The 19,678-nt window shown below is 53.8% G+C and carries 21 protein-coding genes and 1 other annotated feature; of the genes, 7 read left to right on the forward strand and 14 right to left on the reverse strand.

The features are described 5' to 3' along the window. Window positions 1–65: 65 nt before the first annotated feature. The 3 genes from clpB to rluD form a co-directional block, all read right to left on the reverse strand. Complete coding sequence (gene clpB / locus AC6I8I_RS14820; protein WP_176035899.1) at window positions 66–2,651, reverse strand: ATP-dependent chaperone ClpB; 2,586 nt, start codon at window positions 2,649–2,651, stop codon at window positions 66–68. 113 nt (window positions 2,652–2,764) lie between these two features. After that, the gene (yfiH, locus tag AC6I8I_RS14825) at window positions 2,765–3,493 is read right to left on the reverse strand and encodes a purine nucleoside phosphorylase YfiH (RefSeq protein ID WP_312760600.1); all 729 of its coding nucleotides are present in this window, start codon (window positions 3,491–3,493) and stop codon (window positions 2,765–2,767) included. Further along, window positions 3,493–4,470 (reverse strand): 23S rRNA pseudouridine(1911/1915/1917) synthase RluD, encoded by a 978-nt coding sequence (gene rluD, locus AC6I8I_RS14830; protein WP_312057270.1) that lies wholly within the window; start codon window positions 4,468–4,470, stop codon window positions 3,493–3,495. Before rluD ends, yfiH begins: the two co-directional genes overlap by 1 nt. A 130-nt stretch (window positions 4,471–4,600) precedes the next feature. Here rluD and bamD point away from each other — a divergent pair, with 130 nt between their 5' ends. The 4 genes from bamD (at window position 4,601) to pheA (ending at window position 7,352) form a co-directional block, all read left to right on the forward strand. Further along, window positions 4,601–5,332 carry an outer membrane protein assembly factor BamD gene (bamD, locus tag AC6I8I_RS14835; protein ID WP_312057272.1) on the forward strand — a complete coding sequence of 244 codons (732 nt, stop codon included), beginning with the start codon at window positions 4,601–4,603 and terminating at the stop codon, window positions 5,330–5,332. Window positions 5,333–5,612: 280 nt separating this feature from the next. Continuing rightward, window positions 5,613–5,948, forward strand: a complete 336-nt coding sequence (gene raiA / locus AC6I8I_RS14840) for a ribosome-associated translation inhibitor RaiA (protein ID WP_312057274.1) — start codon at window positions 5,613–5,615, stop codon at window positions 5,946–5,948. A 93-nt stretch (window positions 5,949–6,041) separates the two neighbouring features. Continuing rightward, window positions 6,042–6,166: a sequence feature (Phe leader region), on the forward strand. Next, a complete protein-coding gene (gene pheL, locus AC6I8I_RS14845; RefSeq protein WP_193387678.1) occupies window positions 6,043–6,090 on the forward strand; it encodes a pheA operon leader peptide PheL in 48 nt (15 codons plus the stop codon). Its footprint overlaps the feature before it by 48 nt. Before the next feature lie 22 nt (window positions 6,167–6,188). Then, a complete protein-coding gene (pheA, locus tag AC6I8I_RS14850; protein WP_312760597.1) occupies window positions 6,189–7,352 on the forward strand; it encodes a bifunctional chorismate mutase/prephenate dehydratase in 1,164 nt (387 codons plus the stop codon). Between the two features lie 33 nt (window positions 7,353–7,385). On the opposite strand, the gene tyrA is transcribed toward pheA, so the two are convergent. Next, entirely contained in the window at window positions 7,386–8,507 is a 1,122-nt protein-coding gene (gene tyrA, locus AC6I8I_RS14855; RefSeq protein WP_312057277.1) for a bifunctional chorismate mutase/prephenate dehydrogenase, read from the reverse strand. Window positions 8,508–8,512: 5 nt separating this feature from the next. After that, the gene (locus AC6I8I_RS14860; protein WP_031374780.1) at window positions 8,513–9,592 is read right to left on the reverse strand and encodes a 3-deoxy-7-phosphoheptulonate synthase; all 1,080 of its coding nucleotides are present in this window, start codon (window positions 9,590–9,592) and stop codon (window positions 8,513–8,515) included. A gap of 289 nt (window positions 9,593–9,881) precedes the next feature. Here AC6I8I_RS14860 and AC6I8I_RS14865 point away from each other — a divergent pair, with 289 nt between their 5' ends. Then, entirely contained in the window at window positions 9,882–10,442 is a 561-nt protein-coding gene (locus AC6I8I_RS14865; protein WP_312057278.1) for a GNAT family N-acetyltransferase, read from the forward strand. A gap of 74 nt (window positions 10,443–10,516) precedes the next feature. Here the strand turns inward: AC6I8I_RS14865 and rplS are convergent, their stop codons facing one another. The 5 genes from rplS to ffh all read right to left on the reverse strand — a co-directional run bounded on the left by rplS (window position 10,517) and on the right by ffh (window position 14,025). Then, window positions 10,517–10,864, reverse strand: coding sequence for a 50S ribosomal protein L19 (rplS, locus tag AC6I8I_RS14870; protein ID WP_031374778.1), 348 nt, complete (start codon window positions 10,862–10,864; stop codon window positions 10,517–10,519). A gap of 42 nt (window positions 10,865–10,906) precedes the next feature. Further along, a complete protein-coding gene (gene trmD, locus AC6I8I_RS14875) occupies window positions 10,907–11,671 on the reverse strand; it encodes a tRNA (guanosine(37)-N1)-methyltransferase TrmD (RefSeq protein ID WP_031374777.1) in 765 nt (254 codons plus the stop codon). Window positions 11,672–11,706: 35 nt separating this feature from the next. Then, window positions 11,707–12,255: a ribosome maturation factor RimM gene (gene rimM, locus AC6I8I_RS14880; protein ID WP_046289605.1), complete on the reverse strand. Its 549-nt coding sequence runs from the start codon at window positions 12,253–12,255 to the stop codon at window positions 11,707–11,709. Window positions 12,256–12,273: 18 nt separating this feature from the next. Continuing rightward, a complete protein-coding gene (rpsP, locus tag AC6I8I_RS14885; RefSeq protein WP_003849041.1) occupies window positions 12,274–12,522 on the reverse strand; it encodes a 30S ribosomal protein S16 in 249 nt (82 codons plus the stop codon). Between the two features lie 141 nt (window positions 12,523–12,663). Beyond that, the gene (ffh, locus tag AC6I8I_RS14890) at window positions 12,664–14,025 is read right to left on the reverse strand and encodes a signal recognition particle protein (RefSeq protein ID WP_312057280.1); all 1,362 of its coding nucleotides are present in this window, start codon (window positions 14,023–14,025) and stop codon (window positions 12,664–12,666) included. Between the two features lie 165 nt (window positions 14,026–14,190). Here ffh and AC6I8I_RS14895 point away from each other — a divergent pair, with 165 nt between their 5' ends. Further along, the gene (locus AC6I8I_RS14895) at window positions 14,191–14,991 is read left to right on the forward strand and encodes a cytochrome C assembly family protein (RefSeq protein ID WP_312057281.1); all 801 of its coding nucleotides are present in this window, start codon (window positions 14,191–14,193) and stop codon (window positions 14,989–14,991) included. A 15-nt stretch (window positions 14,992–15,006) separates the two neighbouring features. Next, a complete protein-coding gene (locus AC6I8I_RS14900; protein WP_312057283.1) occupies window positions 15,007–16,293 on the forward strand; it encodes an HlyC/CorC family transporter in 1,287 nt (428 codons plus the stop codon). 54 nt (window positions 16,294–16,347) lie between these two features. Here AC6I8I_RS14900 and luxS read toward each other — a convergent pair whose 3' ends face one another. From luxS to yqaB, 4 genes are all read right to left on the reverse strand, one after another. Continuing rightward, window positions 16,348–16,863, reverse strand: coding sequence for an S-ribosylhomocysteine lyase (luxS, locus tag AC6I8I_RS14905; RefSeq protein WP_312057284.1), 516 nt, complete (start codon window positions 16,861–16,863; stop codon window positions 16,348–16,350). A 150-nt stretch (window positions 16,864–17,013) separates the two neighbouring features. Next, entirely contained in the window at window positions 17,014–18,621 is a 1,608-nt protein-coding gene (gene gshA, locus AC6I8I_RS14910; protein ID WP_312057286.1) for a glutamate--cysteine ligase, read from the reverse strand. Window positions 18,622–18,652: 31 nt separating this feature from the next. Further along, window positions 18,653–19,081: a YqaA family protein gene (locus AC6I8I_RS14915; protein WP_312057288.1), complete on the reverse strand. Its 429-nt coding sequence runs from the start codon at window positions 19,079–19,081 to the stop codon at window positions 18,653–18,655. Next, window positions 19,078–19,644: a fructose-1-phosphate/6-phosphogluconate phosphatase gene (gene yqaB / locus AC6I8I_RS14920; protein ID WP_497828016.1), complete on the reverse strand. Its 567-nt coding sequence runs from the start codon at window positions 19,642–19,644 to the stop codon at window positions 19,078–19,080. The genes AC6I8I_RS14915 and yqaB overlap by 4 nt, the downstream gene beginning before the upstream one ends. Window positions 19,645–19,678 lie beyond the last annotated feature (34 nt).

The following is a 19,678-nucleotide window of genomic DNA, read 5'->3' on the forward strand; positions in this document are numbered from 1 at the left end:
ACCAGCAAAACAGCCGCTGAAAGACAAGAAAAACGGGCCAGAGGCCCGTTTTTCTTCATGCTGCCTTATTGATGCGCGGTGATAACGTCGTTTTCCACATCCATTTCGATAGTTTTTCCGGGGACCAGCGTACCCGAGAGAATCTGCTGTGCCAGCGGGTTCTCAATCTGTTGCTGTATCGCACGTTTCAACGGCCGCGCGCCATAGACCGGATCATAACCGTTCTCACCCAGCAGCTTGATCGCCGCGTCAGAGATATGCAGCTGATAGCCGCGCTCTTCCAGACGTTTGTACAACCGCTGCAGCTGGATCTGGGCAATCGATGCGATGTGTTTCTCCGCCAGCGGATGGAACACCACCACTTCATCTATACGGTTAACGAACTCTGGACGGAAATGATGTCCGACCACGCCCATGACAATCTCTTTCATCTCGGCGTAGTTCAGATCGCCAAACCGTTCCTGAATCAAATCCGATCCGAGGTTAGAGGTCATGATTACCACGGTGTTGCGGAAATCGACCGTGCGTCCCTGACCATCCGTCAGGCGGCCATCATCCAGCACCTGCAACAGGATGTTGAAAACATCCGGATGCGCTTTCTCTACCTCATCCAGCAGAATCACAGAATAAGGACGACGGCGAACGGCTTCGGTAAGATAACCGCCCTCTTCATAGCCGACATATCCCGGAGGCGCACCCACCAGCCGCGACACCGAGTGTTTCTCCATAAACTCGGACATATCGATACGCACCATCGCGTCATCACTGTCGAACAGGAAGTTAGCCAGCGACTTACACAGCTCGGTCTTACCGACACCGGTTGGCCCCAGGAACAGGAACGAACCGATTGGACGGTTAGGATCTGACAAGCCCGCACGGCTACGACGAATCGCATTCGATACCGCCTCTACCGCTTCATCCTGTCCGATCACCCGGCCATGCAGATCCTGCTCCATACGCAGCAGTTTATCGCGCTCACCTTCCATCATGCGTGCCACCGGAATACCGGTCCAGCGCGCCAGCACATCGGCAATCTCCACGTCGGTTACGCGGTTGCGCAGTAACTTCATGGTTTTGCCTTCTGCCTGAGTGGCTGCGGCCAGCTGTTTTTCCAGCGCCGGAATTTTACCGTACTGCAACTCAGACATGCGGGCGAGATCGCCAAGGCGACGTGCCTGCTCTAAATTCAGACGCGCCTGTTCCAGCTCGGCTTTAATGTTCTGCGTACCGGACAGAGACGCTTTTTCCGCCTTCCACTCATCTTCCAGCTCGGCGTATTCGCGCTCTTTCTGGTCGAGTTCGCTTTCCAGCATTTCAAGACGCTTAATGCTGGCGTCGTCCGCCTCTTTTTTCAGCGCCTGCTGCTCCAGCTTGAGCTGAATAATCCGGCGTTCCAGCCGATCAAGCGCTTCCGGCTTCGAGTCAATCTGCATACGAATGCTGGAAGCGGCCTCATCGATCAGGTCAATCGCTTTGTCCGGCAACTGACGATCGGCAATATAGCGATGCGACAAGGTCGCGGCCGCCACAATGGCCGGGTCAGTAATCTGCACATGGTGATGCAGTTCATAACGCTCTTTCAGCCCACGCAGAATGGCGATGGTGTCTTCCACTGTGGGCTCAGCCACATAGACTTTCTGGAAACGTCGTTCCAGCGCAGCATCTTTTTCAATGTACTGACGATATTCGTCGAGCGTAGTCGCGCCGACGCAGTGCAGTTCACCGCGGGCCAGCGCCGGTTTGAGCATGTTGCCCGCATCCATCGCGCCGTCCGCTTTACCGGCACCTACCATGGTATGCAGCTCGTCAATAAACAGAATGACGTTGCCTTCCTGTTTGGACAGGTCATTCAGCACGCCTTTCAGACGCTCTTCAAACTCACCACGATATTTGGCACCGGCCACCAGCGCACCCATATCCAGCGCCAGTACCCGCCGCCCTTTCAGGCCTTCAGGCACCTCACCGTTGATAATCCGCTGCGCCAGCCCTTCAACGATGGCAGTTTTACCGACACCGGGTTCACCAATCAGTACCGGGTTGTTTTTGGTCCGGCGCTGCAGAACCTGAATGGTGCGACGGATCTCTTCGTCACGGCCAATCACCGGGTCAAGCTTGCCCTTCTCAGCACGCTCGGTCAGATCGATGGTGTATTTCTTTAATGCCTGGCGCTGATCTTCAGCCCCCTGATCGTTCACGCTGTCCCCTCCACGCATTTGTTCAATAGCCTTGGTGAGTTTTTCACTGGTTGCCCCTGCCGCTTTCAGCAGATCGGCCAGTGAACCCCGTGAATCGAGGGCCGCCAGAACAAATAATTCAGATGATATAAAGTTGTCGTTGCGCTTCTGCGCCAGTTTGTCACACAGGTTCAATACCCGAACCAGGTCAGATGAGGGTTGTACGTCCCCTTCACTGCCTTCCACCTGTGGCAGACGATCGATAGCCTGCTCAACCTGAGTGCGCAATGAGGCAACGTCGATACCTGCTGACGTCAATAAAGGTGAAACCGATCCGCCTTCCTGTTTAAGCAGTGCGCTCATCAGGTGCAGAGGTTCAATGAATTGGTTGTCGTGTCCCAGAGCCAGGGACTGCGCGTCGGCGAGAGCCAGTTGGAATTTGTTAGTAAGACGATCCAGACGCATAATTCCTCCCATTACAGGTCAAAATGCTACTGGAGATTAAATGAGGTCATCCCTCAAAATTTCAAGGTTAATGACCTGAGATTTGAGTAAAAAATACGCTAACTGGACCGTCTTATGGCGTAAGGTTATAACAGCCAGATTAAAGTTGCCATACGCCCGGTGATTCCATCGCGGCGGAACGAGAAGAAATCGTCACCGTCGGTAAAGGTACAACGGCTGTCAGCACTGATGGATTGCACGCCAGCGGCCTGCAGACGTAAGCGCGCCAGCTGCCAGATATCGGCATAAAACTTCTCACCCACTGGACGAAATGCCGCAGCAGCGCGAGGGTCCTGTGCGATAAACGCCTGACGAACTTCGGCCCCTACTTCAAACGCATCAGGACCAATCGCCGGTCCCAGCCACGCATGAACCTGGTGCGGCGCCGCACGGAACTGCGCCAGAGTATTTTCCAGCACGCCGGCACACAATCCCCGCCAGCCCGCATGCGCCGCAGCGACCTCGGTGCCATCCGCCGAACAGAACAGCACCGGCAAACAGTCAGCGGTCATGATCGCGCACACCACGCCTGCTTCGGCGGTGATGCAGGCATCAGCCCGCAGCGGCACCGTGCCGCCCGAGGACAGACGCGCCACATCAGTGGCATGCACCTGATCCAGCCACTGTGGCATCGCCGGCAACCCCGCCTGTTCAACCAGTAACTGCCGGTTCTGTGCAACGTGCTCTGGCTTATCCCCCACGTGACCGCCGAGATTGAGTGCATCCCAGGGCGACAGGCTGACGCCGCCCTGGCGCTGCGTCGAGCAAGCCCGGACCCGCGCCGGTGCCGGCCATTGAGGAATAATCATCTGCATCACCAGTCCATCTGGTCCTTGAAAGCCTCAGTATCGGCTTTCAGCGCTGCGATCAGATCGACCATATCCTGCGGAATCGCGGCGTGGAACTCCATCTCGATACCGCTGATCGGATGATACAGACGCAGCATGGTGGCGTGCAGTGCCTGGCGATCGAAACCGCGCAGGGTGGCAATGAACGCATCCGATGCCCCTTTTGGCGGACGAGGACGACCACCGTAAAGCGGATCGCCCACCAGCGGATGGTTGATGTGCGACATATGCACACGAATCTGGTGAGTACGACCGGTTTCCAGACGCAGACGCAAACGGGTATGCGCGCGGAAATGCTCCATGATGCGGTAATGCGTCACCGCTGGCTTACCCATCGGATGGACTGCCATGTGGGTGCGTTTGGTCGAGTGACGGCTGATAGGCTCATCAACGGTGCCACCGGCGGTCATGTTGCCAATCGCGACCGCTTCATATTCACGGGTGATTTCGCGCATCTGCAGCGATTCCACCAGGTGCGTCTGCGCCGGTACGGTCTTCGCGACCACCATCAAACCGGTGGTGTCTTTATCCAGACGGTGAACGATGCCGGCACGCGGCACATCCATAATCGCCGGATAGTGATGAAGTAAGGCGTTTAGCACCGTGCCATCGGGATTGCCGGCGCCGGGGTGCACCACGAAATCACGCGGCTTGTTGATGACAATAATGTCTTCATCTTCATAAACAATGTCGAGCGGCAGAGCTTGCGGTTCCCAGCGCTGCTCTTCTTCGATCTCAGCGTTAATGGCGACCAGCTCGCCGCCCAACACTTTTTCTTTCGGTGTATCAACCGTTACGCCATTGACTGTGACGCGACGATCAAGGATCCATTCTTTTATGCGAGAACGTGAATAATCAGGGAACAATTCCGCCAAAGATTGATCTAAGCGTTGTCCGAGTTGTGATTCGGATACCGTTGCGGTGAGTTGAACTTGTTGTGCCATATACAGCTTCTTCGTTAACGTTGGGTTTTCACGGCGATGCCGTTTAATATAATGTGCTATCGTACCTGGTCATTACCGGGAGCTATACGGACAGCTTCCGCCATAACATTTTGAGGATAATCACTTCGTCATGACGCGTATGAAACATCTGGTGGCTGCTGCCACACTGAGCCTGGCACTTGTTGGTTGTTCCGGCTCAAATGACGCGGTACCGGACAGCCCGCCTTCTGAAATTTATGCTACAGCGCAGCAAAAGCTGCAGGACGGTAACTTTAAAGCCGCGATTAAGCAACTGGAAGCGCTGGATAATCGTTATCCGTTCGGTCCTTATTCGCAGCAGGTTCAGCTGGATTTAATCTACGCGTACTATAAAAATGCCGATCTGCCCCTGGCGCAGGCTGCTATCGCTCGCTTCATGCGTCTGAACCCGACGCATCCGAACATTGACTATGTCATCTACATGAAAGGTCTGACGGACATGGCGCTGGATGATTCGGCGCTGCAGGGCTTCTTTGGTATCGATCGGTCTGACCGCGATCCGACGCACGCTCGTGATGCTTTCCGCGACTTCTCTCAGCTGCTGCGCGGTTACCCGAACAGCCAGTATGCGGCTGATGCTCAGAAACGTCTGGTCTACCTGAAAGATCGCCTGGCTAAATATGAGCTTTCAGTGGCGCAATTCTATACTAAGCGTGAGGCTTATGTCGCGGTTGTTAACCGGGTAGAAGGCATGATGCGCGATTATCCGGATACGCAGGCAACTCATGATGCGCTGCCGTTGATGGAAAATGCTTACCGCAATCTGCAGCTGAACGCTGAAGCAGATAAAGTAGCGAAAATCATTGCAGCGAACAGTAACTGATGGTCTGTTGATTATCGGCCATAAAAAAGCAGCCTGAATGGGCTGCTTTTTTTTTTGCTTATTGCGTAACCAATCGCAGAATTTTGCTGGCAGGTTAACTCATCAAGGATGCCGCGAGAATCGCTTCGCTTCAAGGCTTTTCGGCCACATTCTCTGCCTTTCTCACAAATTGTCTGGCTTGACAAAAAGTGACATTTTTTCGTGATCAAAATCACGCAATTAACCCTTTATCGCGCTATGCTGGACCTACCAAGACGGAAATGACAGAGAGGTAAGACTGATGATCCTGAACATTACCAGCAAACAAATGGAAATCACTGCGGCTATCCGTAACCATGTTGAAGACCGTCTCGCCAAGCTTGAAAAATGGCAAACCGACCTGATTAATCCCCATATTGTCCTGTCTAAAGAACCCAAAGAATTTGTGGCCGATGCCACCATCAATACGCCTAACGGGACGCTGGTGGCCAGTGCCAAACACGACGATATGTACACCGCTATCAACGATCTGATCGCCAAGCTCGAGCGCCAGCTGAATAAAGTACAGCATAAATCTGAAGCGCGCCGCGCCAGTGCCAGCGTGAAAGACATTATCCCTGCGGACGAACAATCCTGACCTGATTCGGTTAACGCGCCTGCGGGCGCGTTTTTTATTGACAGCTTTAAATCAGTACGGTTACTCTCAGAACAGACTTTTTCCGGACATACCTATGAAACATGACCTGTTTTTCTTCGCTTTCTTTTTTACCTTCCCCTGAACGGGAGGCCATTCGTCGTGTGAAAACGAAAGCGAAGACGAACAACAAAGCCTCCCAACCGGGAGGCTTTTTTATTGGACAGCTTACAGGTGAGCCTTATGAATCCCGACAATCCACTGCTGGCGCTACGCGATAAAATCAGCGCAGTTGATCAAAAACTCCTGACGCTTTTAGCCGAACGCCGCCTGCTGGCAGTGGAAGTTGCGCAGGCCAAACTGGCCACCCACCGCCCGATTCGCGACGTCGAACGTGAGCGCGCGCTGCTGGAAAACCTGATTGTGCTGGGCAAAGCGCATAATCTGGATGCGCATTACATCACCCGGCTGTTTCAGCTGGTGATCGAGGATTCGGTGTTAACCCAACAGGCGTTATTACAAAAAAATCTGAATCATCCTCATGCCCATGCGGCACGCATCGCCTTTCTCGGCCCCAAAGGCTCTTACTCGCATCTGGCGGCACGCAAATATGCCGCCCGTCATTTCGACAATATGGTTGAATGCGGTTGCCTGAAGTTTCACGACATAATTAAACAGGTAGAGAACGGCACCGCAGATTACGCGGTGATGCCGATTGAGAACACCAGTTCAGGTTCAATCAATGACGTTTACGATTTACTGCAGCAGACCAGCTTATCGATCGTCGGGGAAATGACGCTGCCGATTGACCACTGCGTACTGGTCAATGGCCCTACTGACTTGCAGCAGATCGAGACGGTCTACAGCCATCCTCAGCCATTCCAGCAGTGTAGCCAGTTCATTAACCGATTCCCGCACTGGAAAATCGAATATACCGAAAGCACCGCGGCAGCGATGGAGAAAGTCGCGGCGCTTAACTCACCGAAAGTGGCGGCGCTGGGCAGTGAAGCCGGCGGTGAACTTTACCAGTTGCAGGTGCTGGAGCGTAACCTGGCGAACCAGCAACAGAACCATACGCGCTTTATCGTGCTGGCACGCAAAGCGATCGACGTTTCTGATCAGGTTCCGGCCAAAACGACGCTGATCATGGCAACCGGTCAGCAGGCGGGTGCGCTGGTTGATGCCTTACTGGTGCTGCGCCAGCATAATCTGATCATGAGCAAGCTGGAGTCGCGGCCGATTAACGGCAATCCATGGGAAGAGATGTTTTATATCGACGTTCAGGGCAACCTGCAGTCGGAAAGAATGCAGCAGGCGCTGCAGGAGCTGCAGACCATGACCCGTTCACTGAAGGTGCTGGGCTGTTATCCCAGTGAGAATGTGGTGCCGGTCGAACCGGGAGAATAGACAAAAAAGGCATCCCGCGGGATGCCTTTCTGTTTAAGGACGACTGTCGTTCGCCGACCGCAATAAGCTGCGACTTTCAACCAGGAAGCGCTTCGCGTGATCGCCAAACCAGTGTTCGACCCGATTGAAGCTGGCGATAAATGCCTGCTTATCCCCCTGTTCCAGCAAGGCAATCGCCTCGCCGAAGCGCTGGTAATAACGCTTAATCAGCGCCAGGTTGCTCTCTGATGACATGATGATGTCAGCGTAGAGTTGCGGGTCCTGGGCAAATAATCGGCCGACCATTGCCAGCTCCAGCCGGTAGATCGGTGACGACAGCGCCAGCAGCTGATCGAGGTTAACGTTCTCTTCCGCTAAGTGCAGGCCGTAAGCAAAGGTTGCGAAGTGACGCAGCGCCTGAATGAATGCCATATTCTGATCGTGCTCAACCGCACTGATACGGTGTAAGCGCGCGCCCCAGACCTGAATCTGCTCCAGAAACCACTGATAGGCTTCGGGCTGACGACCGTCACACCAGACCACCACCTGTTTTGCCAGGCTGCCGCTGTCCGGGCCAAACATCGGGTGCAGACCCAGCACCGGCCCGCTATGAGCAGCCAGCATCGCCTGCAATGGCCGGTTCTTCACCGACGCCAGATCGACCAGGATACAATCTTCTGGCAGCGGCGGCAGTTGGGCAATCACCTGTTCGGTTAAGTGAATCGGTACGCTGATGATCACCATGCCGGCATCGCTGAGTAAACTCTCCGCCTGTGGCCAGTCATCTTTATCCAGCGTTTTCACCGTATAGCCCGACAGCCGTAGCATTTTCTCAAACAGCCGCCCCATCTGACCATTACCGCCAACGATCACCACTGGCCGCAGTTCAGGACATAACGTTTTGAAGCCTTTGTCATTCTCGCTGGTATAGGATTCGCGCATCACCCGACGCAGCACATCCTCAATCAGATCCGGCGGGACACCGAGCGCTTCCGCTTCTTTACGGCGTGAGGCCAGCATAGAGGCCTCACGCTCAGGGACATAAATCGGCAGTCCATAACGGCTCTTGACTTCGCCCACCTCGGCGACCAGTTCAAGCCGTCTGGCCAGCAGGTCAAGCAGCGCCTTATCGACACTATCAATTTGATCGCGTAACGCGCTTAGTTCAGCCACCATTGCTCTTACACCTCGTGTGACAGACGCGCCGACAGCACTCCCTGCAGATCCTGATGCATCTCACGCAGTAACGTTTCAGTGACGTCCCAGTTGATGCAGGCATCGGTGACAGAGACGCCATATTTCATTTCACTGCGAGGCTGCTCAGAAGACTGGTTACCTTCATTGATATGGCTTTCCAGCATCAAACCAATAATTGAACGGTTTCCATCTTTGATCTGGGCGATAGCGGATTCCGCTACGCCAGGCTGACGACGGTAGTCTTTATTAGAGTTACCATGGCTGCAATCTATCATTAAGGCCGGACGCAGTCCCGCCTTGAGCATCTCTTTTTCACATTGCGTAACATCTTCCGGACCGTAGTTAGGCGCTTTGCCGCCGCGCAGAATGACGTGTCCATCCGGATTGCCCTGCGTCTGCAGCAGGCAAACCTGCCCCGCCTGATTGATGCCGACAAAGCGGTGCGGCATTGACGCTGCGCGCATTGCATTAATCGCGGTGCCCAGGCTGCCGTCGGTGCCATTTTTGAAGCCCACCGGCATCGACAGACCAGAGGCCATTTCACGGTGCGTCTGCGATTCAGTGGTACGCGCGCCGATGGCTGACCAGCTGAACAGATCGCCAAGGTACTGCGGGCTATTAGGATCCAGCGCTTCTGTCGCCAGCGGTAACCCCATTTCAACCAGGTTCACTAGCAGCTTACGGGCAATGTGCAGGCCCGCTTCCATATCGAATGAGTTATCCATGTAAGGATCGTTGATCAACCCTTTCCAGCCGACGGTGGTACGGGGTTTTTCAAAGTAGACGCGCATCACGAGATACAGCTGATCCTTCAGCTGTTCAGACAGAGTTTGCAAACGACGAGCATAATCCAGAGCCGCTTCGGTATCGTGGATTGAACAAGGTCCGCACACCACCAGCAGGCGCGGATCGCGGCCGGCAATGATATCGGAGATAGTCTGACGAGAGGCAGCAACCTGCGCCTGTTGCTCAGCGGTCAGCGGAAATTTTGCTTTCAGCTCTTCCGGAGTAATAAGTACCTGCTCGTCGGCGATATGCACATTGTTCAGCGCGTCTTTTTGCATGATGGCGATCCTTTTTGCTCGTGTATGCAGTCATGGGATCCTCATGGAGGATGGAGCACACTGTATCACAGCAAATACACGATACAACTCTAAACGTACACTTTTATTACCACCACAATCAGACGTTACGCCATAAATAAAAAATATTGATTTATATCAGGCAATTAATACAAGGCCTACTTTTAGCATCGTCATTTATTTGTACACTTTAGTTTACACTAAGGGGTGTTGTATTCCCGCACGTCGCTGGCAGAATGAAGTCATTAACCTGACGACTCCCGAGCGTGTTATGCCACAGACCGCTGCAGACATTCACCTGCGCCCTTTTACCCTCAACGACATAGACACATTCACCCACGCAGTTAACGCTTCGCTGGAAAGCCTGATGCCGTGGATGCCCTGGGCACACCCGGATTATCAGCCACACGAAGCGGAAAGCTGGATCCGCTTCACCCACTGGCAACGACTTAAGGGGGAGGCAGAGGAATTTGCCATCGTTGATCAATACGATCGCCTGCTCGGGGGAGCCGGCATCCGGTTCGCTCGTCATCCCGGCGATTTCAGCGCGTTAGGCTACTGGGTACGCAGCGATGCACAACGTCAGGGAATCGCCAGCCAGGCCGTGATGGCATTGCTGACGCTGGGCTTCTCACGGCCTGAGACGCGCGGCATTGAGATTCTGGCGGCCGAGGAGAATCTGGCCAGTCGGGCGGTGGCAGAGAAATGTGGCGGTGAGTTTATTGGCTGCCGCTACGGGCTGATTGTGCTGGAAAATGGCGCGGTAAATACGGCGATTTATCATTTTCCGCGGCCGGATACCACTAAATCGGCGTCACTGGCTGGACAGTAAGTTAAAAAAAAGGGGCTGGCATCACGCCAACCCCTTGTTTGCTATTAACTTTTAGATGTCGCGTTAGCGATACCTTAGTTAAGACGCTCTTTAATACGAGCAGACTTACCAGTACGCTCACGCAGGTAGTACAGTTTGGCTTTACGCACAGCGCCACGACGTTTGACAGTGATGCTGTCAATAACCGGCGAGTGAGTCTGGAATACACGCTCAACGCCTTCGCCGTTAGAAATTTTGCGAACAGTGAATGCAGAGTGCAGACCGCGGTTACGAATAGCGATAACCACGCCCTCGAATGCCTGCAGACGTTTTTTAGAACCTTCAACGACCCATACTTTCACTTCCACGGAATCACCCGGGCGGAAGGAAGGTACGTCCTGTTTCATCTGCTCTTGTTCAATTTGCTTGATAATGTTGCTCATAATTAAATCTCATATCCTGGGTAAACTGATAGTCGGGGAAGATCACTCTTCCACATCATCGTTTTGTTGCTGATGAAATTCCCGCTGGAACTCACTTAGCAACCTTGCTTGCTCTTCAGTCAGAGCCAGGTTTTCCAGAAGTTCAGGTCTTCTCAGCCAGGTACGGCCTAGCGACTGCTTCAGGCGCCAACGGCGAATATCAGCATGGTTGCCTGACAGTAATACTGCCGGAACCTCCACACCGTCTAACACTTCAGGTCGGGTATAGTGCGGACAGTCCAGCAGTCCCTCCGAGAACGAATCCTCTTCGGCTGACGCTTGCTTGCCGAGTACGCCGGGAATAAACCGGGCGACTGCGTCAATCATCGTCATCGCTGGCAGTTCCCCGCCGCTGAGGACGTAATCACCGATTGACCATTCTTCGTCAATTTCGGCGTGGATTACGCGCTCATCTATCCCTTCATAACGGCCACAGACCAGAATTAACTTGTCCCGTGCCGCCAGTTCGCAAACGCCCTGTTGGTCCAGTTTGCGCCCCTGAGGTGAAAGATATATCACCCTGGCCCCATCACCTGCCGCTGCTTTCGCTGCGGAGATGGCATCCCTTAAGGGTTGTACCATCATCAGCATTCCCGGTCCGCCGCCGTATGGACGATCGTCTACGGTACGGTGCCGGTCGTGCGTGAAGTCACGAGGACTCCAGCTTTGAATGCTGAGCAGACCGTTTTTTACTGCCCGGCCAGTTACCCCGTAATCGGTAATAGCGCGAAACATCTCTGGAAACAGGCTAATTACACCAATCCACATTGTCTTCGCCGTTACGTTACCGTTCGATTCGGAGATCAAAAACCAGGATCCCAATCTACTTCAATGACGCCAGTAGAGAGATCGACTTTCCTGATAACCTGTTCATCAAGAAACGGAATTAACCGCTCCTGCACACCGAACGCATCCTTCAGGTTTGCCTTAACGACGAGAACGTCGTTCGAGCCGGTTTCCATCATATCGATGACTTTGCCCATCTCGTAGCCGTCGAGGTTAACCACCTGGCAACCCATAAGGTCTTTCCAGTAGTAGTCACCCTCTTCCAGCGATGGCAACTGCGTCGAGTCAACCTGAATTTCGCAATTGGTTAACTGAGCCGCCGCATCCCGATCGTCAACGCCTTTGACTTTGATGATCAGGTCCTGATTATGGTGCTTCCAACTCTCCAGTTCGATCTGCTGCCATTTACCGGCGCGCTGGATAAACCAGGGTTGGTAGTCGAAGATGCTTTCAGCGTCTTCAGTGGAGGAAAACACTTTGAGCCAGCCGCGAATACCGTAGGCGGCTCCCATTTTACCCAACACCAGTGGGTTAACGGGAGGCTGTGCGGCAAGTTGTCTGCTCATGCTCACCACCGTGACAGATTAAGCTGCTTTCTTAGCTTCTTTGACCAGCGCGTTAACGCGATCAGAGAGCGTTGCGCCCTGGCCAACCCAGTGCTCGATACGATCCAGGTCCAGACGCAGACCTTCAGCCTGACCAGATGCGATCGGGTTGAAGAAACCAACGCGCTCGATGAAACGACCGTTGCGTGCATTGCGGCTGTCAGTAACGACGACCTGATAGAACGGACGCTTTTTAGCGCCGTGACGTGCCAAACGAATTGTTACCATAACATCCTCTTCAGTTAATAAAACACCCGGCCCCCATCGAGGAACGGGGTCCGGGTGCTGTATAAAAAGCCCGAAAATTTTACTCATTTTGGCGCAAAAAGCAACCTAAACCGCGTCCTTTCGGGCTTTTTTGTGGAACACTTAGCGTCCAGGGAAACCTGGCGGCATCATACCTTTCATGCCGCGCATCATTTTCGCCATTCCGCCCTTCTTCATTTTCTTCATCATACGCTGCATGTCGTCGAACTGCTTCAGTAAGCGGTTAACGTCCTGCACCTGCATACCGGAGCCGGTTGCAATACGGCGCTTGCGCGAGCCTTTGATGATTTCTGGCTTCTGGCGCTCTTTGCGCGTCATCGAGTTGATGATCGCTTCCATGCGCACCAGCACCTTGTCATCCATCTGTGACTTCACGTTATCCGGCAGCTGCCCCATGCCTGGCAGTTTGCCCATCAGGCTGGCCATGCCGCCCATGTTACGCATCTGCTTCAGCTGCTCAAGGAAGTCATTGAGGTCGAAACCGTCACCGGTTTTCAGCTTCTTCGCCAGCTTCTCCGCCTGATCGCGGTCAACCTTGCTTTCGATATCTTCGATCAGCGACAGCACATCGCCCATACCGAGGATACGCGAAGCGATACGCTCCGGATAGAACGGCTCCAGTGCCTCGGTCTTCTCACCGACACCCATGAACTTAATCGGTTTGCCGGTGATATGACGAATCGACAGCGCCGCACCACCACGCGCATCACCATCCACTTTGGTCAGGATAACCCCGGTGAGCGGCAGCGCTTCGTTAAAGGCTTTGGCGGTATTCGCCGCATCCTGACCGGTCATGGCATCGACCACAAACAGCGTTTCTACCGGATTAATCGCGGCATGAACCTGCTTGATTTCGTCCATCATCGCTTCGTCAACGTGCAGACGACCCGCGGTATCCACCAGCAGGACATCGTAAAACTTCAGGCGTGCTTCGCGCAGCGCATTGTTAACGATGTCGACCGGCTTCTGGCTCAGATCGGATGGACAGAAGTCCACGCCCACCTGCTGCGCCAGCGTTTCAAGCTGTTTGATTGCCGCCGGACGATAAACGTCGGCAGAAACCACTAACACTTTCTTTTTATGCTTCTCACGCAGGAACTTACCCAGCTTACCGACGCTGGTGGTTTTACCCGCACCCTGCAGGCCGGCCATCAGCACCACGGCTGGCGGCTGCGCAGCCAGATCCAGCGCATTGTTTTCTGCGCCCATCGCCGCAACCAGTTCGTTACGGACGATCTTGATAAACTCCTGACCTGGCGTCAGGCTTTTGTTTACATCGTGCCCAACCGCGCTCTCTTTCACGCGATTAATGAAGTCACGCACCACCGGCAGCGCAACGTCTGCCTCCAGCAGTGCCATGCGAACTTCACGCAGGGTCTCTTTGATGTTCTCTTCAGTCAGCCTTCCGCGGCCGCTGATATTGCGCAGGGTTTGCGACAAACGATCGGTTAAATTATCAAACATGGTCTCTCACTTAAAAAGATCGCGAGGCGCCTGATCGGCAGAATGCGGCGGATTATAACACGAAGCCTCAGCGATCTCTGCAATTGACCCTCAGATCGTTTGGTGCCAGCTGCGGCTGGCGCTATACTGCCGTTTTCCTTATCTGACTGATACCCGAAAGGATCTATGTTCGTTTTCGCGATAGTGGCGCTGTTCGCCTACTCCCTTAGTCTTGCACTGATCATTCCCAGCCTGTTGAAACGTAACGGCGGCTGGCGGCGAATGGCGATGCTCTCTGCCTGCGTCGCGTTGATTACTCACGCGGTGGCCTTGCAGCAACGGATTTTTGCCGTCGACAGTGGGCAGAACTTAAGCCTGCTCAATATCGGCTCGCTGGTCAGTCTGTTGATCTGTGCCATCATGACCATTGTGGCGTCCCGCAACCGTGGCTGGTTACTGCTGCCGATTGTTTATAGCTTCGCGCTGATTAACCTCGCCTTTGCCACTTTTGTGCCCAATGCGTTTATCACCCACCTGGAAACCACGCCCGGCATGATGATTCATATCGGCCTCTCGCTGTTTGCCTACGCGACGCTGATCATCGCGGCGCTGTATGCGCTGCAGCTGGCGTGGATCGATTATCAGCTGAAAAACAAGCGACTGACCTTTACCCAGGATATGCCGCCGCTGCTGACGATTGAACGCAAAATGTTTCACATCACCCAGGTCGGCGTAGTATTGCTGACGCTGGTGCTGTGTACCGGCCTGTTTTACATGCAGGATCTGTTCAGCGCGGAAAACGTCGATAAAGCGGTGCTCTCCATCATCGCCTGGTTTGTCTATATCGTTTTGCTGTGGGGGCACTATCATGAAGGTTGGCGTGGACGCCGTGTGGTGTGGTTTAACTGCAGCGGCGCATTGTTATTAACCATGGCCTACTTTGGCAGTCGCATCCTACAGCACCTGCTTATCCCTGCCTCTCGTTAAAAAGGAAGTTTTGCGTTGGAACATGTTTCAACCACCACGCTGATTGTTACGCTGATCATCATGGTGCTGGTTTCGGCTTATTTTTCCGGCTCTGAAACCGGCATGATGACTCTCAATCGCTACAAGCTGCGCCATCAGGCTAAAAATGGTCACCGCGCTGCCCGTCGCGTCGAAAAATTGCTGCGTCGCCCCGACCGCCTGATTAGCCTGGTGCTGATCGGCAATAACCTGGTCAACATTCTTGCTTCCGCCCTCGGTACCATCGTCGGGATGCGCCTCTACGGTGATGCCGGTGTCGCCATCGCCACCGGTGTTCTGACCTTCGTGGTGCTGGTGTTTGCCGAAGTATTACCGAAAACCGTGGCGGCGCTCTACCCGGAAAAAGTCGCCTATCCCAGTAGTTTTCTGCTGGCTCCGTTGCAGTACATCATGTTGCCGCTGGTCTGGTTACTGAACACCATTACCCGACTGCTGATGCGGATGGTAGGTATTCGCACTGACGGTTCAATCAACTCGGCGCTAAGCAAAGAAGAGCTGCGTACCATCGTTTACGAATCGCGTAACCTGATATCACGCCGCAATCAGGACATGCTGTTGTCCGTCCTCGATCTCGAAAAGGTCAATGTGGATGACATCATGGTGCCGCGTAATGAGATTGTCGGCATCAACATCAACGATGACTGGAAGTCGGTGGTGCGCCAGTTAAGTCATTCGCCACACGGCCGCATCGTGCTGTTCCGCGATTCGCTGGATGACTGCGTCGGCATGCTGCGGGTGCGTGAAGCCTGGCGCATGATGACCGAGAAAAAAGAGTTCACCAAAGAGACGCTGCTGCGCGCTGCCGATGAGATCTATTACATCCCGGAAGGCACGCCGCTCAACACCCAACTGGTGAAGTTTCAGCGCAATAAGAAGAAAGCCGGACTGGTGGTCGATGAGTATGGCGATATCAAAGGACTGGTGACGATAGAGGATATCCTGGAAGAGATCGTCGGCGATTTCACCACCTCGATGTCGCCCTCGCTGGCTGAAGAAGTGATGCCGCAGAATGACGGCTCAGTACTGGTTGAAGGCAGCGCCAACGTGCGTGAAATCAACAAGGCGTTTAACTGGCATCTGCCGGAGCAGGAAGCCCGCACCATCAATGGCATGCTGCTGGAAGCGCTGGAGGAGATTCCTGAGGTGAAAACCCGGGTGCAAATCAGTCAGTACAATATCGACATTCTTGATGTGCAGGACAACATGATTAAGCAGGTCCGCATCACACCGACCACGCCGTTAAAGAAATCCATCGGCTCTTAAGCCATAAAAAAACGCCGCGATGATGCGGCGTTTTTTTTAGCTGATAAGTCCTGACTAGATGTGCAGTTCTTTCAGCTTCTCAGCAGGCAGTTTCAGATCTTCGTTGCGGTTAACACCGATATCATGCGCCAGCACGTTGCGGGCGATCTGCTGCGCTTCTTCCAGCGAGTGCAGCTTGTAGCTGCCGCACTGGTATTCGTTCAGCTCAGGGATCTGGTTCTGATCTTTAACTTTCAGAACGTCTTCCATCGCCCCTTTCCACGCTTTTGCTACGCGCTGCTCGTCTGGCGTACCAATCAGGCTCATGTAGAAACCAGTACGGCAACCCATTGGCGAGATATCAACGATTTCAACGCCGTCACCGTTCAGGTGGTTACGCATGAAACCGGCAAACAGGTGCTCCAGCGTATGAATGCCACGCTCAGTGAGGATATCAATGTTCGGGCGGCAAAAACGCAGGTCAAAAACGGTAATCGTATCGCCATGCGGAGTCTTCATGGTTTTCGCAACGCGTACGGCGGGTGCGCCCATGATAGTGTGATCAACGGTAAAACTGTCCAGTAGTGGCATACGTCACCTCCTGTTTTAAGAATTTTTTTTAAAACGATGAAACTTTTCTGTTCGCCCAACGTCTGAATATATGAAAGACGCGCATTTGTTATCATCATCCCTGACAACAGAGATGTTAATTTGGCCACATTGATGTGGCCTTTTTCTTTTCTACCCTTCCCGGCTCGCCAGATAAGCTTCAAAATCCAGCTTGTCATCGGCTTCCAGCGCCTGTTGTGCCGCTACAGATTCCTTCGCCTGACGGCTGAAATCATCTTCGGTTAACACTTCCAGCTGCTCTTCACACAGCAGATGGCGATACTGTTCCGCCAACGCCACGCCGGTACCGGTGACACCATTGTCCTTCATCGCCTGAAGGATACGCGCCGAATAGGTTAGCTCAGGATCGTCAAACGATGCCACCAGTTGATCGCAAACTTGTTGATATTGCGTGCTGCCCTGGTTGTTGCTGTCTAAAACTTCCGCCACCCGACGCAGATCGGCAAACAGTGTCTTACCGACTTCAACCAGCGAATGCTCCGCCTCGCCACAGCCGACCGCAATTTTCTGATCCGGTTTACGCCCTTCCAGCACCACCCGGTTCCAGTTTTTACGGGTACACTGCAGTTCATCCGCACTCATCTCCGGTGCGTCAGCCAGCGTACACCAAATCAGGAACAGGTCGAGGAAGCGCACCTGGTTTTCGTCCACACCAATCGCCGAGAAGGGATTAATATCCAGTGAGCGTACTTCGATGTACTCAATTCCGCCACGCAGCAGTGCGTCAGAAGGCGCTTCACCCGAGCGCGTTACGCGCTTCGGCCGGATAGGTGCATAGAGTTCATTTTCAATCTGCAGCACGTTGGTGTTGAGCTGCAGCCAGTTGCCATCGGCATCTTTGGTGCCCATCTCAGCATACTCTTCCGACGGCGTCTTGATCGCTTTCTTCAGCGCAGTGACATAGCCTTCCAGTGAATTGAAGGTAATGCCCAGCGCGCTCTGAGATTTGTTGGTATAGCCCAAATCGCTCAGACGCAGCGAGGTGGCATACGGCAGCCACAGGGTATCTTTATCGTTGGTTTCGAACGGCAGCGCGCTCTCGCGCCCCTGCAGGAAGCTGGAACTGATGGCAGGCGACGCCCCGAACAGATACGGGATCACCCAGCCAAAACGATAATAGTTACGGATCAATCGCAGATAGCCGGCAGAGATGGTCTCTTTCCCGCTTTCCTTATCTTTCACATCAGCCCATTCCTGCCAGAAAGAGAGCGGCAGCGAGAAGTTGTAGTGAATGCCTGAAATAGTCTGCATCAGCGCGCCGTAGCGGTTTTTCAGCCCCTGACGGTACAGCGTTTTCATCTGGCCAATATTCGATTTTCCGTACTGCGCCAGTTCAATCTTGTTCGCATCGTCAATCTCGCACGGCATGCTAAAGGGCCACATACGCTCTTCGCCGAGTTCACGGGCGACGTGACGATGGATGTCACGCAGGAAGGCCAGCATGTGATCGATGCTGTGATCCACCGGCGTAATGAACTCCAGCAGCGTTTCGGCAAAGTCGGTAGTAATCCAGTCGTGCTTCAGCGCCGAGCCCAGTGATTCGGGGTGGCCACTTTCCGCCAGCTTACCGTCTGCCTGCACGCGCAACGTTTCACGTTCGATGCCACGGCCGATACCCTTGAGGGCATCAGGATGCGCTTCCAGCCAGGAGAGCGCTTTAGATACGTCCGGGATCACATTAACCTCCCGCTGTGAGAATAATTTATTTTTGTTCAGCATAATGTTAACCGTAGCCTCGAATCTGTGCGAATCAATGCCACCATTGCATTCCCTGTAAAGTGGCGGTCGCGATAACGATATAACGCAGCGTTTTACCGACAGCGAGAAACAACATCGCCGGTAACCAGGCGAAGCGTAACCAGCCTGCAAGCACGCAGAGCAGATCACCTATCACCGGCAACCAACTTAATAACAGCGCTGCAGGTCCTAGTCGGTGCAACCACGTTATTGCTGTGTCATGCCATCGCCCCTGACGTTTTAACGGCAGCAAGCGACCAAGAAAAATGTTGGTTAAGCCGCCCAAGGTGTTTCCCAGTGATGCGGCCAAAAGCAACCCATAAACTGACGTCTTTTTTGCAATCAATAGTGCTATCAGCAGTGCTTCAGAGCTTCCTGGCAGGAGCGTCGCACTTAAAAAACTGCTGCCGAACAATGAGGCATAGGCGAGCAACTCACTCACAGTAAGCGCACGTCCACCACATCCATTCCTGCCGCTTTCGCCGCCTGAACGCCAAAATCTGCATCTTCGAAAACCACACAGCGCTCTGGCGCCACGCCCATCAGTTCGGCGCAGCGTAAGAAAGTGTCAGGTTCAGGTTTATGCCGCTGTACGTCGTCAGCGCCCACCACGGCGGAGAACAGCTCACGCACGCCCAGCTGCGTCAGTAACGCATCCGCCATGCTGTGTTCACTGCCGGTGCCAACCGCCATCGGACGACGGCCGTGATAAGCCTTCACCACCTCCATCAGAGGAAGCGGCTGAACACTTTCCAGCAGCATGGCTTTCACCGCAGCGGTTTTTTCGGCGGCAAGACGATGAGGATCGTGAGACAACTGATTCGTTTCAATGATGAACTGCGCCAGTCGCCAGGTTGGAGCACCGTTAAAGCCGACGATACGCGCTTCATCCAGCGTCATTCCATAACGCGCCAGTACCTGACGCCACGCTTTTCGATGTGTCGGCTCAGTATCCAGAATGGTGCCGTCCATATCGAAAATCAGGGCGTCGTATTGATCGTACATAGTCACTCCGGACCTCCAACAAATGAGCCATTAC

Source organism: Pantoea sp. X-Soil-YNGN-775, assembly GCF_059730575.1.